A 15424-nucleotide genomic window follows, 5' to 3' on the forward strand; every position below is an offset into this window, starting at 1 on the left:
GAGAATATGGACCAGCCCAAACTGACAATCATGATAGTTGATGACCATCCCCTGATGCGCCGCGGCGTTCGCCAGTTGCTGGCGCTGGAGCCACGGCTTCAGGTGGTGGCCGAGGCCAATAATGGCACGGAGGCGCTGGCAGAGGCCCGTCGCCTGTCGCCTGATGTGATTCTGCTCGACCTGAATATGAAAGGGATGTCCGGGCTGGATACGCTAAAAGCGTTACGCCATGAGGAGATCTCTGCCCGCATCCTGGTGTTGACCGTTTCCGATGCGCGTAGTGATATCTACGCCATGATTGATGCCGGGGCAGATGGCTATTTGCTGAAGGACAGTGAACCGGAGCAATTGCTGCAACAAATCCTGTCCGGCGCCCAGGGGGAGAACGTATTCAGTGAGGTGGTGGAGGAGTATCTCGCCAATCGCCCACACAGCTCCAATCCGTTCCGCCAGTTGACCGAGCGCGAACTCGACGTACTACAGGAAGTGGCGCGTGGTTTGTCGAATAAAGAGATTGCCACCACGCTGCATATCTCTGAAGAGACGGTCAAAGTGCATATTCGCAATCTGCTGCGCAAACTGGATGTACGCTCACGCGTGGCCGCCACCGTGCTCTGGCTGGAGAGCCGGAACGTCTAGCACATCACATAAAACCGTCGGGACATTTACACTTTCTCCATAATTTCTCCACGATTATCTAATTTGCGCCGCGTAGAGTAAGCAGCGGCAGGAGATTCTCCCGAGATAGCGCATCCCCTCCGCCAGCGTGGGCCCACACGGGTTCACGCTTCTGATAATAAAAGTAAAAAATACGCAGCTGAGGAGTGTCGGTTCCATGTCGAATTTTTTTATCGACCGCCCCATTTTTGCCTGGGTTCTGGCGATTTTACTCTGCTTATGCGGCACTCTGGCGATCATCTCGCTGCCGATTGAGCAATATCCTGACCTCGCACCACCGAACGTGCGCATCACCGCCAACTACCCCGGTGCTTCAGCGGAAACGCTGGAAAACACCGTTACCCAGGTGATTGAGCAGAACATGACCGGCATCGACAACCTGATGTATATGTCATCGAACAGCAGCAATACCGGTCAGGCCCAAATCACCCTCACCTTTACCGCAGGCACCGATCCGGACGAAGCACGCCAGCAGGTTCAGAACCAGCTACAGACAGCCCTGCGCCAGTTGCCCTCGGCAGTGCAATCCCAGGGTGTCACCGTCAACAAAACGGGTGACAGCAATATCCTGATGATTGCGTTTGTTTCTACCGACGGAAGTATGGACAAACAGGATATTTCAGATTATGTCGCCAGTAACATTGAGGATCCCCTCAGCCGTATCGATGGTGTCGGTGAAGTTGATGCCTACGGTTCGCAATATTCCATGCGTATCTGGCTCGATCCGAACAAACTGAACGCCTACGCGTTAACAACCGATGATGTCGTCAGCGCTATTGAATCGCAAAACGCTCAGGTTGCGGTAGGTCAGTTGGGAGGCTTGCCCTCGGTTGAAAAACAGGCGCTGAATGCGACGGTCAATGCCCAGTCGATGCTGCAAACCCCGGAACAGTTCAAAGCCATTACGCTAAAAACCAACACTGACGGTTCTGTGGTTACCGTGGGTGATGTGGCGGATGTTGCGATGGGGGCAGAGAAATATGACTATCTCAGCCGTTACAACGGCCAGGCAGCGTCCGGTTTGGGCATTAAGCTGGCTTCCGGCGCCAATGAGATGAACACCGACAAACTGGTACGCGCCCGCATCGCCGAATTATCACAATACTTTCCACACGGGTTGGAAGCAAAAATCGCCTACGAAACCACGCCGTTCGTCAAAGCGTCGATCACCGATGTGGTGAAAACGTTGCTGGAAGCGATTCTGCTGGTGTTCCTGGTGATGTATCTGTTTATGCAGAACTTCCGTGCCACGCTGATCCCCACCATCGCAGTTCCCGTGGTGTTACTCGGTACCTTTGCGGTGCTGTATGCCTGCGGCTACAGCATTAACACCTTGACCATGTTTGCCACGGTACTGGCCATTGGTCTGCTGGTGGATGACGCCATCGTGGTAGTAGAAAACGTCGAACGTCTTATGAGTGAAGAAGGTCTTTCACCCCGCGCGGCCACGCGTAAATCAATGGGACAGATTCAGGGGGCTCTGGTTGGCATCGCGCTGGTACTGTCGGCGGTATTTGTCCCGATGGCGTTTTTCGGTGGCACCGTTGGCGCGATTTACCGCCAGTTCTCCATTACCATCGTCTCCGCCATGATCCTGTCGGTACTGGTGGCATTGATTTTGACCCCCGCCCTTTGTGCCACGCTGCTCAAACCGCTGGAACAAGGGCAACATCACGGTCGGCGTGGTTTTTTTGGCTGGTTCAACCGTCATTTCAACACCAATGCAGCACGCTATGAACGGGGTGTGGCACGGATTCTGGTTAAAAGCGGTCGCTGGATGCTGCTTTATTTGGCGATCATTGGCCTGATGGCATTTATGTTTATCCGTCTGCCCACGTCGTTCCTGCCGCAGGAAGACCGTGGCGTATTTCTGACGCAGGTACAACTTCCGGCGGGATCAACACTCCAGCAAACCTCTAACGTGGTCGCTAAGGTGGAAAAATATTATATGACCGCCGAGAAAGATAACGTCTTATCGGTGTTTTCCACCATTGGTGCTGGCCCTGGCGGTAACGGTCAGAACGTGGCGCGTATGTTTATCCGCCTGAAGGATTGGGATGAGCGTCCGGGAGCTGACCGTACGTCTTTTGCCATCATTGACCGCGCCACCAAAGCCTTTAACAAAATTCGGGAAGCCCGGGTGATTGCCAGCAGTCCTCCGGCGATTACCGGCCTCGGCAGTTCATCTGGCTTTGACCTTGAAATACAGGATCATGGTGGAATGGGTCACACCGCCCTGATGGCAATGCGCGATAAATTACTGGATGCGGCAGCACATGACCCGGCGTTATCACGCGTACGCCATAATGGCCTGGATGACAGCCCGCAGTTGCAGATTGATGTTGACCAGCGCAAAGCGCAGGCATTGGGCGTTTCGATCGATACCATCAATGACACCCTCACCACCGCCTGGGGCTCATCCTATGTGAATGACTTTATCGACCGCGGTCGTGTTAAGAAGGTCTATGTCCAGGCCGCGCCGGAATTCCGCATGCTGCCAGACGATATCAATAAATGGTATGTGCGTAACAGCAGCGGCACTATGGTGCCCTTCTCGGCCTTTGCCACCAGCCGTTGGGAAGTCGGCTCGCCACGCCTGGAGCGCTACAACGGCTACTCCTCACTGGAAATCGTCGGTGAAGCGGCGAATGGCGTCAGCAGCGGGACGGCAATGGATGCGATGGAGAAACTGGTCAGTCAGCTGCCTTTGGGCGTTGGTTTCCAGTGGACCGGTGCCTCTTATCAGGAGCGGCTCTCCGGTTCGCAGGCCCCGGCGCTGTATGCCATTTCGCTGCTGGTGGTGTTCCTGAGTCTGGCGGCGCTGTATGAAAGCTGGTCGATCCCGTTCTCAGTGATGCTGGTAGTGCCACTGGGCGTGGTGGGGGCATTGATTGCCACCTGGCTGCGTGGACTGGAAAACGATGTTTATTTCCAGGTCGGGTTACTGACCGTCATTGGCCTGTCGGCGAAGAACGCCATTTTGATCGTGGAGTTCGCCAATGAGATCAACAGCAAAGGTCGTGAGCTGATTGAGGCCACACTGGAAGCCTCGCGTCAGCGTCTGCGTCCGATTTTGATGACTTCGCTGGCGTTTATCTTTGGCGTGCTGCCGATGGCGATCAGCGCGGGTGCGGGTTCTGGCAGCCAGCACGCGGTGGGTACCGGCGTGATGGGGGGCATGATCTCCGCAACGGTGCTGGCCATCTTCTTTGTGCCGCTGTTCTTTGTGCTGGTGCGCCGCCGCTTCCCGCTGAAAGAGAAGCCGCATGATTAAGCCCTGATCCGTAGCGGCGCGATTTATCGCGCGCCTTTAACCTTCATGCAGCAATAACAATGCGCGATAAATCGCGCCGCTACTGGATGAAGCAATGTGTTCTGGTCATGGACGATAAAAAAATTAAGGCAGCCGTTGGCTGCCTTAATTTATGTTTGGTAAGAATTACAGCAAGTTGGGGATTTGCCCTGCTTTTCTCTTCGCGTGTTACTTGCGCAACATCGCGTCAATAAATTCTTTCCAGTTCCCCAGTTCAGTGTCAACCATAATACCCTCTCTTATTGTGCTGGCGATAATACGCCGTTTTTTTCTACAGGTGAATACGTTTCCACCTGTTATCTGTATCGGCAAAAGCAGGCAAAAGCGTTAATTTGCTCAAATTGCGTACTGACGCACATTTCAGCAAACCCCTAACGCAACGGGAGAAAATTCCTGGTGACAAGGCGTAGCACATTTTTCGACTTAGGATAATTCTGATCAGGCTTATGGTACGGAAGGGAACTATTCAGGACGTTAATGAAAGCGGTTACTGGTCCTGAATATATCCCGTTGAGTAGCGGCGCGATTAATCGCGCAACAGGGGGAAAAACAAAAACAGCGCGATAAATCGCGCTGCTACGAACACATAAGATCCAGACCTCCGGGTCGCCCCGGAAGTCCACTTTAAGCATCAGAAACGATCAAGGTTCATCACTTTGGTCCAGGCAGCCACAAAGTCATGCACAAACTTCTCGCGGCCATCGCTGCTGCCATACACTTCCGCCAGCGCGCGCAGAATCGCGTTAGAACCAAACACCAGGTCAGCACGGGTGGCGCTGTATTTGGCGACGCCGCTGCTACGGTCACGCCCTTCATACAGACCTTTCGCCTGATCTACCGCTTTCCATTCGGTCCCCATGTCGAGCAGATTGACAAAGAAGTCATTGCTCAACACGCCTTTGTTGGCGGTAAACACGCCGTGTTCGCTACCATCAAAGTTGGCACCCAGCACACGTAAGCCACCTACCAGTGCCGTCATTTCCGGTGCGGTCAGGGTCAGTTGTTGCGCTTTATCAATCAGTTGCGTTTCCGCCTCTTGCGTAGTGCCTGCACGCTGATAATTACGGAAACCATCGTAACCCGGCTCCAGCAGGGCAAATGCCTCGACATCCGTCTGCTCCTGGGTGGCATCGACACGACCGGCAGTGAACGGCACCTTAACCGCAACATTCGCCGCTTGCGCCGCCTGCTCAACACCGACCACACCGGCCAGCACAATCACATCCGCCAGCGATGCTTTACCGGAGGCCTGTTGGATTGCTTTCAGTTTCGCCAGCGCAGGCTGGATACCGGCATTCACTTCCCAGCTGTTCTGTGGTGCCAGAGCCACGCGTGCGCCATTGGCACCACCACGTTTGTCACCACCACGGAAAGTCGACGCGGAAGCCCAGGCCACCGCAACCAGCTCACCTACGGTCAGACCGGAATCGGCAATCGCCGTTTTCAGGTTGTCGATATCGGCTGCGGTTGGATTGTGTGACGGGTTCGGCAGCGGATCTTGCCAGATCAGTGCTTCTTTCGGCACTTCCGGGCCTAAGTAGCGTGCAATCGGCCCCATATCGCGGTGAGTCAGTTTGAACCACGCACGGGCAAAGGCTTCGTTAAATGCCTGCGGATTGTTCAGGAAACGACGCGAGATCTTCTCGAACTCCGGATCAAAACGCAGCGTCAGGTCAGTCACCAACATGGTCGGCTTACGTTTTTTCGCCGGGTCAAAGGGATCTGGAATGATATCCGGTCCATCCACGGCTTCGTACTGAATCGCCCCCGCCGGGCTATGGGTTTTCACCCACTCATATTTGAACAGGTTCTCGAAGAAGTAGTTGCTCCACTGGGTCGGCGTTTGCGTCCAGACCACTTCAAGGCCCGAGGTGATGGCATCCGCACCGACACCGCTGTTGTAGCTGCTTTGCCAGCCAAAACCCTGAGATTCCAGCGGAGCCGCTTCCGGCTCAGCACCGACATGGCTGGCAGCACCGGCACCGTGGGTTTTGCCCAGCGTATGACCACCGGCGATCAACGCCACGGTTTCTTCATCATCCATACCCATATTGCCGAAGGTGGCACGGATAGCAGGTGCCGCCGAGGCCGGATCGCCACTGGCGTTCGGACCTTCCGGGTTGACGTAAATCAGACCCATTTCGGTGGCTGAGAGGGGATTTTTTGCCAGCGCTTCTGGATGGCGGTGGGCCAGCCAGGTTTTTTCATCGCCCCAGTTCACATCCAGATCCGGTTCCCAGACATCTTCACGTCCGGCACCGAAACCGAAGGTGCGGAAACCCGCATTTTCCAGCGCCACGTTACCGGCGAGGATATAGAGGTCAGCCCAGGAAATTTTCTGACCATATTTTTGTTTCACCGGCCACAACAGGCGGCGCGCTTTATCCAGGCTGACGTTATCCGGCCAGGAGTTCAGCGGCGAAAAGCGCTGCTGACCGCGCCCGGAACCACCGCGCCCGTCGGTCATACGGTAAGTCCCCGCGCTATGCCAGGCCATACGAATAAACAAACCGGCATAGTTACCCCAGTCGGCAGGCCACCAGGGTTGAGAGTCGGTGAGCAGCGCTTTCAGATCGGCTTTCAGGGCAAAATAGTCAAGCTGGCTAAAGGCTTCACGATAGTTGAAGTCTTCACCGAGGGGATTCGAACGATTGGAATGCTGATTCAGTAAATCGACACGCAACTGCTTGGGCCACCAGTCACGGTTGTTGGTTCCGCCCCCCGCAGCAGGCAGGTCTGCACCCTGATGAAAGGGGCATTTGGCTGCTGTCGGGTTTGTTTCGTTTGAATTGCTCATGTTGCTCTCCGCTTTTTTAATTTGCGACTAGATTAAAACACCTCAATTGATAGGTAATACTCATTTAGATCAAACGATTTGATAGTTATTATCTTTATACAATAGTGGGCCTGCGCTTAATTGCCAGTGAGGATACAAGATCGCTGTTATCCCGTCTGGCAACCTTGTTACAATCCCTGGCCGACCACGCAATCCATCTTCACGCTAAAAGAGTAGTCAAATACTATGTTCCAGCTCTACGGCATTAAAAATTGTGACACCATTAAAAAAGCCCGCCGATATTTAGAGGCTTCTGGCATTGATTATCGCTTCCATGATTATCGGGTAGATGGCGTGGACGATGCGCTGTTGCAGTCGTTTATTGACACGCTGGGTTATGAGCCGTTGCTCAATACCCGTGGCACCACCTGGCGCAAACTGCCGGAAGCAGAACGCGAAGCGGTACAGGATGCTGACAGCGCCAAAGCCCTGATGCTGGCGCAACCTGCCATCATCAAGCGCCCGGTGCTGGCGGCGGCCAATGGCGACCTGCTGGTGGGCTTTAATGAATCCCTTTATCACGCGTTTATCCAGGAGAAGTCATAACATGTTTTGTCCGGTTATTGAGCTGGCTCAGCAGCTGATTCGCCGCCCTTCCCTCAGCCCGGATGATGCGGGTTGTCAGGCGCTGCTGATTGCCCGACTGGAGGCGATTGGCTTCCAGGTGGAGCCGATGCACATTGGCGATACCCTTAACTTCTGGGCAACGCGTGGTGAGGGTGAAACCCTGGCATTTGCCGGCCATACCGATGTGGTGCCGCCCGGTGATGCTAACCGCTGGATTAACCCCCCGTTTGAACCCACCATTCGTGACGGCATGTTGTTTGGTCGCGGTGCCGCCGATATGAAAGGATCGCTGGCGGCGATGGTGGTGGCGGCAGAACGCTTTGTTGCGGCCCATCCCAATCATAAGGGGCGTCTGGCCTTTTTGATCACCTCCGATGAAGAAGCCAGCGCCGTTAACGGCACGGTGAAGGTGGTTGAACGCCTGATGGCGCGCAATGAACGCATGGACTACTGCCTGGTGGGTGAGCCATCCAGCACCGAAGTGGTCGGTGATGTGGTGAAAAATGGCCGTCGCGGCTCCATCACCGCCAATCTGACCATTCACGGCGTGCAGGGGCATGTGGCTTACCCGCATCTGGCGGATAACCCGGTGCATCGCGCCATGCCTGCGTTAAATGAACTGGTGGCCACCGAGTGGGATCAGGGGAATGAATTCTTCCCACCAACCAGCATGCAGATTGCCAACGTCAAGGCAGGCACCGGCAGCAACAACGTGATCCCTGGCGAATTTTTCGTTCAGTTCAACTTTCGCTTCAGTACCGAACTGACCGACCAGATGATCCGTGAGCGTGTTGCCGCTCTGCTGGATCGCCACCAGTTACGCTACACGCTGGAGTGGAATCTTTCCGGTCAGCCGTTCCTGACATCACGCGGCAAGCTGGTGGATGCCGTGGTGAACGCGGTGGCACACTATAATGAAATCAAGCCGCAGTTGCTGACCACCGGCGGCACCTCCGACGGACGTTTTATCGCCCGCATGGGGGCGCAGGTGGTGGAACTCGGTCCGGTGAACGCCACCATTCATAAAATCAATGAATGCGTGAAGGCGTCAGATTTGCAGATGCTGAGCCGTATGTATCAGCGCATCATGGAACAGCTGATCGCCTGAGACACGCATAAGGAGTGGGCAAATGGAATGGTTGAAAGAGTATTGGTGGATCCTGGTGATCCTGCTGATGGTCGGTATTTTGATGAACGTCTACAAAGACCTGAAACGTATCGACCATAAAAAATTTATGGAAAACAAACCGGATCTGCCGCCACATCGTGATTTCAACGACAAGTGGGACGACGACGACTGGCCCAAGAAAAAATAACCGTTACCCCATCTTGCACATCCCCTTCTCCCGCTCGCGGGAGAAGGTCGGGATGAGGGAGCAAGCCGCACCAAACTGCGCGATAAATCGCGCCGCTACGGGGCTATTGGTTACACCATCATCACCACATCATCATCGCCGGGTTTCGCACCGCTCAGCGCTTCGTCAAAGTAGCGACGCGGCACGGTATAGCGCAGATGATTCAACGCCAGTTCCATACTGCGATCGTCGATGGCATGAGGCAAATCCTCCACAATATCCAGCGTGACGTCACCGCCCAACGCCGTTAAACGCTGTGCCGCGTCCTCAGCATGCTGCATCGGGATCTGATCATCATAGTCGCCGTGAATCAGATGGATAGTGGTACGGGTACTGGCGCGTTCCGGTAACGTCACGTAACGTCCACTGAACGCCACCACGCGTCCGGCCAGATCCGGCTGGGCCTTCACGCCTTCCAGCACCATAGTGCTACCCTGCGAGAAACCAATCAGCGCCGTGGCTTCCGGTCGGACCCCACTTTGTTGCTGCCAGTGGCGCACCGATTCAATAAATTCCGGCATCGCCCCATCGACGCCCTGCTGTTCGGAACGATCGTGCGCCGGGATCTCGGCATACCATTTACGCCCCTGCGGTACGCTGCCGGGCAAGGGTGCCCCCACCGCCACCACCAGCGCTTCCGGGAAGGCACGCGCAAACCAGCTACCGATCTGCGCCATCGAGTCCGGGTTATCGTTGACACCGTGGTATAGCAGAAACAGCTGCGCGGGGTCGGTGCTCGGTTGCTGAACAATCACATAATGTAGTGCCATAATATCCTCCTGTGATCACTATACGCCGCTGTGAGCACAGTGATATTGGGAAAATTTGAATGAGATAATGGATTTATTGCAATGACGTGAGCCGTTGTTGCCAGTGAGATGCCGCACTGGCATCCCTGTCTGCCAGCGCCTGAGCCGCCTCAGCCCGTAGCTGCGCCATCAAGGCTTTGCGCCCGCCACTCCCCACCTGACTCAGCGCTTGTTTTTGCACAAGTATGGCGTGCAACAACGGCTGTGGATGTTGTCGCACCAGACGCTGCAAAGCCGCGTAGCTGGCCTCCCACGGACGTTGTGCCCAGGCAAAACCGGCCAGCAACGCCAGATCACCGTCATCGGGTTGCTGCTGCCCCTCCGGTTCCAGCGGCAGATCCAGTTCAATCAACTGTTGCAGCCACGGCCAGTCACGCGCCAATCTGCGGGCCGCCCGCTGTTGCAACATTTCGCCTGCTGGCGTCAGTGCCAGCATCGCCATCGCAGCGTAACATCCGCTACTGGCTTCGCGCTGTGAACCGATGCGTACCAGGGTAAAGCCGCAGCGTTGCCAGAAACGCCACAAGGCCTCGGTATAGCCAAAACTCACCGAGAGATAATCGCAACCCTGCGCTTGCTGACGGGCCGTCGCGACCAACGCGGTTCCAATACCACGCTGCCGCTGCGCCGCCATCACCGCGATACGGCTGATGCGTCGCGATCGCAAGGTCGCAGCCTCAACGAAACCGGCATGGGCGGCCAGCGATTGTGCCACCAGGTTTCCACGGGGACGACGCAACCCTGCCCATACTGACCAGGCCAGCGCGGGATCCAGCCCACCTTCCTCTACCAACCACAACGCCCCCTGAACGTTGTCTGGCGTACCCGCCAGCCAGAAACGCTGACCGGGCGCATCCAGCATCCGCCGCAAGTCGAGCGGCGAAGTACGATAGTGGGCACTGGCTAACAAGCGATACCCCGCAGCCAGGGCTTCGGCATGCTGTTCCGGCGAGGCGGGAAACAGCGAGATCGCAGACGGCGGCGCACTCTCCTGCGCGTCCTCAAATAACAGGACATGACTGAGCCAGGCTTCTAACGGATCGTGCGGCGACCAGCGCAGTGGCTCATCCAGCGCGAAATAATGTACATCCGACAACGAGGCACAGAAGCGCAGCATAAAACCGCGCCCGGTCCCTTCATAACCCTGTACCGTGGTCGTCAGCAACACACGCGGAAAGCGTGCCACCAGCTTTGCAAGCAGCGGTGCCGGAATCGCCGCCGCTTCATCGATAATCAGCCACTCCGCCTGCGGAGGAGGATTGATCGCCAATAACGCATCCGGGGCAATAAACTGAAAATGCTCACCGGCAAACTGCGCCAGCACGTCGGTGGAGACTTTCGCGGGGGCGGTGACAAGGCAGGGGTGTTTTTCCCGCGCCAGCATACCCGCCAGCGCAGATTTGCCACGCCCACGCGCGGCGGTGATGACCGCCACTCCGGCGGGCATGGCCAGTAATTGTTGCAGGATACGCTGCTGTTGTTGCGGCGCCCGACAGTGCCACTCCGGCCAGGCGATCGCCTGCGGTGCACGCGCGGGATAGCCTTCCCGCAGCAACATCACCTGGGGGTCATCAAGCATGCTCTGTTGTAATTGACGGGTGAAATGCGGCGTGGCGATCGCGACGGAGACATCCGCCCAACGCAGGCTGTCGGCATCCGCCTGGCTGGCCCATGCCTGCCACGGCGGCGTCAACAACAACAGCCAGCTTCCGGCTTTCAGGGTACCCGCCAACGCGGCAAACGCTTCGGCATGGAAGCCATGACGGGCATCAAAAATAGCGTGCAGGAATTCCCGTCCCAGCAACGTGCGTAACGCCGCTGGGGCATGGGATGTCGCGCTGAGATCGGTTTGTTCGCTGATGCATAGCCAGTCACCTGCTAAAGTGCTGCGCCACTGGGCAGCCTGCTGGCTCGTCCATGCGCTGCTGCCGCTGATCACGCACAGACGGCGAATGCCTGCCCGCTGCATCGCCGTGCTGACTTCACGCAGGTTCATCCTTTGCTGGCAAAGGTGTTGCATTGACCAGGGTTGCCGCTGTCAAAACCCTGTTTGAACCAGGTATAACGCTGCTGCGACGTACCGTGGGTAAAGCTATCAGGCACCACCCGCCCCTGGCTTTTTTGTTGCAAGCGATCATCACCGCTCGCCTCCGCCGCATTCAGCGCTTCCTGCAAATCCCCCACTTCGAGGATGTTCTGTTGCTGCATATAATGGCCCCAGACACCGGCAAAGCAGTCGGCCTGGAGTTCCATCTTCACCGATAATTGATTAACCTGCGCCTGGCTGGCGCCCTGCTGCATCTGACGCACTTTGGGTTCAATCCCCAACAATTTCTGCACATGATGACCCACTTCATGCGCAATCACGTAGCCCTGTGCAAAATCGCCACCCGCGCCGAGTTTGGTTTTCATGTCATCGTAAAAAGACAAGTCGATGTAGACGGTCTGATCCGCCGGGCAGTAGAAAGGTCCCATTACCGACTGGCCAGTACCGCAGCCGGTGCGCGTGGCACCGCGATACATCACCAGTTTTGGCGGCACATATTGTTTGCCCATCTGCTGAAACAGTTTGTCCCAGGTATCTTCAGTGGTCGCCAGGATCACCGAGGTGAATTTTGCCGCTTCATCCTGTGCCGGTTTCGCCGGACGCTGTTGTTGCGTGGTGGGCGTCAGATTGCCGCCACCTTCAAGCAGCGCCGTCAGGTCATAGCCGTAGTAACCGGCCACCGCCACGATGATTAATAGGATGATGCCGCCTTTACCACGCGGCAGCCGGATCTGTCGACCACCGCCGTAGCCCGGCGATTGATCGCGTCGGTCTTCCACATTGTCGCTTTCGCGACGTCCCTGCCAGCGCATGGCATGCTCCTGTTTTGATCAAAATTGGCTTTGCATGATTTTAGATGGCGGCAGGAGGAAGCACCAGCGCGTAACGGCGCGATTTATCCTGCTATTCGGGACGCAACACAAAAAAAAGCAGCGCGATAAATCGCGCCGCTACATGGGGTGCCGTCAATGGTTACCGATTAATTAATCCAGTTTCACGCCCAGACGGTGCGCCACTTCTTCATAGGCTTCGATCAGGCCACCCAGGCTCTGACGGAAACGGTCTTTGTCCATTTTATCCATCGTCTCTTTGTCCCACAGACGTGCGCCGTCTGGTGAGAACTCATCGCCGAGTACGACTTCGCCTTTGAACAGACCAAACTCCAGTTTGAAGTCGACCAGGATCAGACCGGCGTCATCAAACATTTTGCTCAGCACGTCGTTCGCTTTGTAGGTCAGCTCACGCATGCGCGCCAGATTCTCTTTGCTCACCCAACCAAAGGTTTCGCAGTAAGATTCGTTCACCATCGGGTCGTGTTTGGCGTCATCTTTCAGGAAGAGATCAAACAGCGGCGGATTGAGCAACATGCCCTCTTCCACGCCCAGACGTTTAACCAGTGACCCTGCCGCACGGTTGCGCACCACGCACTCCACCGGCACCATCTCCAGCTTTTTCACCAGCGCTTCGTTATCCGACAGCAGCGCTTCCATCTGGGTCGGAATGCCCGCTTCCTGCAATTTGGTCATGATGAAATGGTTGAATTTGTTGTTCACCATTCCTTTGCGATCAAACTGCTCGATTCGTGCACCGTCTCCTGCTGACGTATCGTTGCGGAATTCAAGTACCAGCAGATCCGGATTGTCGGTGCTGTATACGGTTTTCGCTTTACCGCGATACAACTCAGCTCGCTTTTGCATCTTGTTAACTCCAAACATGAAAGAACCCGTGTTCAACAGCGGTTGCCCACTGCACGGCGGCAATACGCAATCGTTTACCTCGCCGGGCGCTATTATGCCAAAATCTCAAAAAAAAGGCCGGATATTCTCCGGCCTGAGGCAATTTATTTGTTCAGTGCGCCCTGCATCACCGCCACCAGCGCATCATTCTGCGACTGGGTCAGCACATGACCTTTAGGATCAATGAACTGTAGGCTGCTGCGGTTATCGAGATCACCGACCTGCAATTTATAATCGCCGTTCGGTAAGCCCGGATCTTTCGCACCAATGTCATCCCACGCGCCACTGCCCGGCTGTTTGTAGGTGACGTTCAGACTGCCCTGCGAGCGGTTGCTGTCGGTCACTTCCATGCCTGCGCGCTTCAGCGCCGCTGGCAGACGCTGCCAGGTCAGGTTGAACGGCGAACGCAGAATCAACAACGGCAAGCCAGTGTCATCAGCACCACTCTGAACGGCAATCTGGCCTACACCACGACCGGCTGCGGCATCCTGAGCTGCGGTATCGATCTTATCCATACCGGTGCTGAGGTCGTTCAACATCTGCGCGGTGTAGCGCTGGATTTGAACCGGCGTCGTCACCGTCTGGCCTGACTGTTGCAGCTCAAGCAGACGCACCGTCAGCACCTGCTGATAGCCCTGATTCTGCACGCTGACCTGGTAACGGCCACGATACTGATTGTCTTCATCCGCACGGTTCCACTGCACCCAATCGGTGGTCAGCTGCTGGGCAGCATCATCACGCTGGGCAATCGGGAATTTGTACGACTGCACCACGTTCACCACCTGAGACCAGATGGAGCCACGGCTGCTTTCCACTGCCAGAACACCGGTATTGCCGGTGAACTGCGCGCGTGTACCGTTCATCAGCGCCAGCGGCTGGGCAGGCGGACGGATATCCAGCTCTTTACCTACCGCGCCTTTGGCAACGGCGTGCGGTACATCGTAATCACCATTCTGCACAGGCAGAATCATTCCCGCCGGGGCTTTTAAATCATGCAGTTCAGGCGCCTGCAAGTAAGATTCATCACCACTGACCTGGCGCTTATAACGCTGATCGCTGGAACAAGCTGACAGCAGCATCAGGGTGGACAAACCCACCACAGTCGCCAGCGTCGAGCGCTTCACTGTATAACGCATTGATTCTCCCTAATTATCGCAGACCCGCTTTGATCAATGCCTGCGCCGTTTTGCTCTGACCGGCTTCGGTCAGCGGCGTCATTGGCAAACGCAGCGTGTCATCCGCGATTAATCCTAGTTGTTTCGCGGCCCATTTCACCGGGATAGGATTGGGTTCACAGAAAAGCGTCTGGTGCAGGTGCATCAGACGCTGATTCAGGCGACGCGCTTCGGCGAAGTTGCCCTGCTGCGCCAGTGCGCACAGTTCAACCATTTCACGAGCCGCAATGTTGGCTGTGACCGAAATAACGCCTTTACCGCCCAGTTGCATGAAGTCCAGCGCGGTGCCGTCATCGCCACTTACCAGAATGAATTCATCATCAACCAGCTCTTGGATCTGACTAACCCGCGATAAGTTCCCGGTTGCCTCTTTGATTCCGATAATATTTTTGATTTCGGCCAGACGCGCAACGGTTTCCGGCAGCATGTCGCAACCGGTACGTGAAGGCACGTTATACAGCATCTGGGGCAGATCGGTGCTTTCCGCAATCGCTTTGAAGTGCTGGAACAAGCCTTCCTGCGTCGGACGGTTGTAATACGGGGTCACGGTCAGGCAACCCACCACACCGGTGCCGGTAAAGCGTTTGGTGAGCGAGATCCCTTCAGCAGTGGCATTTGCGCCGGTTCCGGCAATCACCGGAATACGGCCATCGGCCAGTTCGAGGGTCATCATCACCACATCGCCATGCTCTTCATGGCTGAGGGTGGCTGATTCGCCGGTGGTGCCAACAGAAACAATCGCCGCGGTGCCGCTGGCGACATGATAATCAATCAGTTTTTTCAAACTCGCGCGGCAGACATTGCCTTTGTCATTCATTGGCGTTACGAGCGCAACAATACTTCCGGTGAACATGGGCGATCCCCTCGACAAACAAGTGCTTCATGGTACGTTTTACGCTGTGGGAAAA

At 56.0% G+C, this 15424-nt stretch carries 13 protein-coding genes; 5 read left to right on the forward strand and 8 right to left on the reverse strand.

All coding sequences use genetic code 11. The features are described 5' to 3' along the window. The first annotated feature begins 6 nt into the window (after nt 1-6). The gene (gene narL / locus L579_RS10885) at nt 7-639 is read left to right on the forward strand and encodes a two-component system response regulator NarL (protein ID WP_021184295.1); all 633 of its coding nucleotides are present in this window, start codon (nt 7-9) and stop codon (nt 637-639) included. A 196-nt stretch (nt 640-835) separates the two neighbouring features. Further along, the gene (gene acrD, locus L579_RS10890) at nt 836-3952 is read left to right on the forward strand and encodes a multidrug efflux RND transporter permease AcrD (RefSeq protein ID WP_021184296.1); all 3117 of its coding nucleotides are present in this window, start codon (nt 836-838) and stop codon (nt 3950-3952) included. Between the two features lie 207 nt (nt 3953-4159). Here the strand turns inward: acrD and ypfM are convergent, their stop codons facing one another. Next, on the reverse strand, nt 4160-4219 hold the full coding sequence (gene ypfM / locus L579_RS24340) for a protein YpfM (protein WP_139810981.1): 60 nt from the start codon (nt 4217-4219) through the stop codon (nt 4160-4162). 403 nt (nt 4220-4622) lie between these two features. Then, nucleotides 4623-6788 (reverse strand): catalase/peroxidase HPI, encoded by a 2166-nt coding sequence (gene katG / locus L579_RS10895; protein ID WP_021184297.1) that lies wholly within the window; start codon nt 6786-6788, stop codon nt 4623-4625. 225 nt (nt 6789-7013) lie between these two features. Between katG and L579_RS10900 the strand changes: the two genes are divergently transcribed. Genes L579_RS10900 through L579_RS10910 form a run of 3 tightly spaced genes read left to right on the forward strand, consistent with a single transcriptional unit; the run spans nt 7014 to nt 8710 of the window. Further along, entirely contained in the window at nt 7014-7373 is a 360-nt protein-coding gene (locus tag L579_RS10900) for an ArsC family reductase (RefSeq protein WP_021184298.1), read from the forward strand. 1 nt (nt 7374) lies between these two features. Beyond that, nucleotides 7375-8502 carry a succinyl-diaminopimelate desuccinylase gene (dapE, locus tag L579_RS10905; RefSeq protein WP_021184299.1) on the forward strand — a complete coding sequence of 376 codons (1128 nt, stop codon included), beginning with the start codon at nt 7375-7377 and terminating at the stop codon, nt 8500-8502. Between the two features lie 22 nt (nt 8503-8524). Continuing rightward, entirely contained in the window at nt 8525-8710 is a 186-nt protein-coding gene (locus L579_RS10910; RefSeq protein WP_021184300.1) for a YpfN family protein, read from the forward strand. A 110-nt stretch (nt 8711-8820) separates the two neighbouring features. Here the strand turns inward: L579_RS10910 and ypfH are convergent, their stop codons facing one another. From ypfH to dapA, 6 genes are all read right to left on the reverse strand, one after another. Continuing rightward, nucleotides 8821-9519, reverse strand: a complete 699-nt coding sequence (gene ypfH / locus L579_RS10915) for an esterase (protein ID WP_021184301.1) — start codon at nt 9517-9519, stop codon at nt 8821-8823. A 73-nt stretch (nt 9520-9592) separates the two neighbouring features. Then, nucleotides 9593-11554 carry a tRNA(Met) cytidine acetyltransferase TmcA gene (locus L579_RS10920; RefSeq protein WP_021184302.1) on the reverse strand — a complete coding sequence of 654 codons (1962 nt, stop codon included), beginning with the start codon at nt 11552-11554 and terminating at the stop codon, nt 9593-9595. Next, nucleotides 11551-12417 (reverse strand): KPN_02809 family neutral zinc metallopeptidase, encoded by an 867-nt coding sequence (locus tag L579_RS10925; protein ID WP_021184303.1) that lies wholly within the window; start codon nt 12415-12417, stop codon nt 11551-11553. Before L579_RS10925 ends, L579_RS10920 begins: the two co-directional genes overlap by 4 nt. 171 nt (nt 12418-12588) lie before the next feature. Next, nucleotides 12589-13302, reverse strand: a complete 714-nt coding sequence (gene purC / locus L579_RS10930; protein WP_013510031.1) for a phosphoribosylaminoimidazolesuccinocarboxamide synthase — start codon at nt 13300-13302, stop codon at nt 12589-12591. A gap of 143 nt (nt 13303-13445) precedes the next feature. Next, on the reverse strand, nt 13446-14477 hold the full coding sequence (gene bamC / locus L579_RS10935) for an outer membrane protein assembly factor BamC (protein WP_021184304.1): 1032 nt from the start codon (nt 14475-14477) through the stop codon (nt 13446-13448). Nucleotides 14478-14490: 13 nt separating this feature from the next. Beyond that, nucleotides 14491-15369, reverse strand: coding sequence for a 4-hydroxy-tetrahydrodipicolinate synthase (gene dapA / locus L579_RS10940; protein ID WP_013510033.1), 879 nt, complete (start codon nt 15367-15369; stop codon nt 14491-14493). Nucleotides 15370-15424: the final 55 nt, after the last annotated feature.

It is taken from the genome of Pantoea sp. AS-PWVM4, from assembly GCF_000468095.1.
GTDB lineage: Bacteria > Pseudomonadota > Gammaproteobacteria > Enterobacterales > Enterobacteriaceae > Pantoea > Pantoea phytobeneficialis.

Coding starts and splice junctions, on each gene's coding strand:
- narL (WP_021184295.1), top strand. CDS start 7: ATGGACCAGCCCAAACTGACAATCATGATAGTTGATGACCATCCCCTG.
- acrD (WP_021184296.1), top strand. CDS start 836: ATGTCGAATTTTTTTATCGACCGCCCCATTTTTGCCTGGGTTCTGGCG.
- katG (WP_021184297.1), bottom strand. CDS start 6,788: ATGAGCAATTCAAACGAAACAAACCCGACAGCAGCCAAATGCCCCTTT.
- L579_RS10900 (WP_021184298.1), top strand. CDS start 7,014: ATGTTCCAGCTCTACGGCATTAAAAATTGTGACACCATTAAAAAAGCC.
- dapE (WP_021184299.1), top strand. CDS start 7,375: ATGTTTTGTCCGGTTATTGAGCTGGCTCAGCAGCTGATTCGCCGCCCT.
- L579_RS10910 (WP_021184300.1), top strand. CDS start 8,525: ATGGAATGGTTGAAAGAGTATTGGTGGATCCTGGTGATCCTGCTGATG.
- ypfH (WP_021184301.1), bottom strand. CDS start 9,519: ATGGCACTACATTATGTGATTGTTCAGCAACCGAGCACCGACCCCGCG.
- L579_RS10920 (WP_021184302.1), bottom strand. CDS start 11,554: ATGAACCTGCGTGAAGTCAGCACGGCGATGCAGCGGGCAGGCATTCGC.
- L579_RS10925 (WP_021184303.1), bottom strand. CDS start 12,417: ATGCGCTGGCAGGGACGTCGCGAAAGCGACAATGTGGAAGACCGACGC.
- purC (WP_013510031.1), bottom strand. CDS start 13,302: ATGCAAAAGCGAGCTGAGTTGTATCGCGGTAAAGCGAAAACCGTATAC.
- bamC (WP_021184304.1), bottom strand. CDS start 14,477: ATGCGTTATACAGTGAAGCGCTCGACGCTGGCGACTGTGGTGGGTTTG.
- dapA (WP_013510033.1), bottom strand. CDS start 15,369: ATGTTCACCGGAAGTATTGTTGCGCTCGTAACGCCAATGAATGACAAA.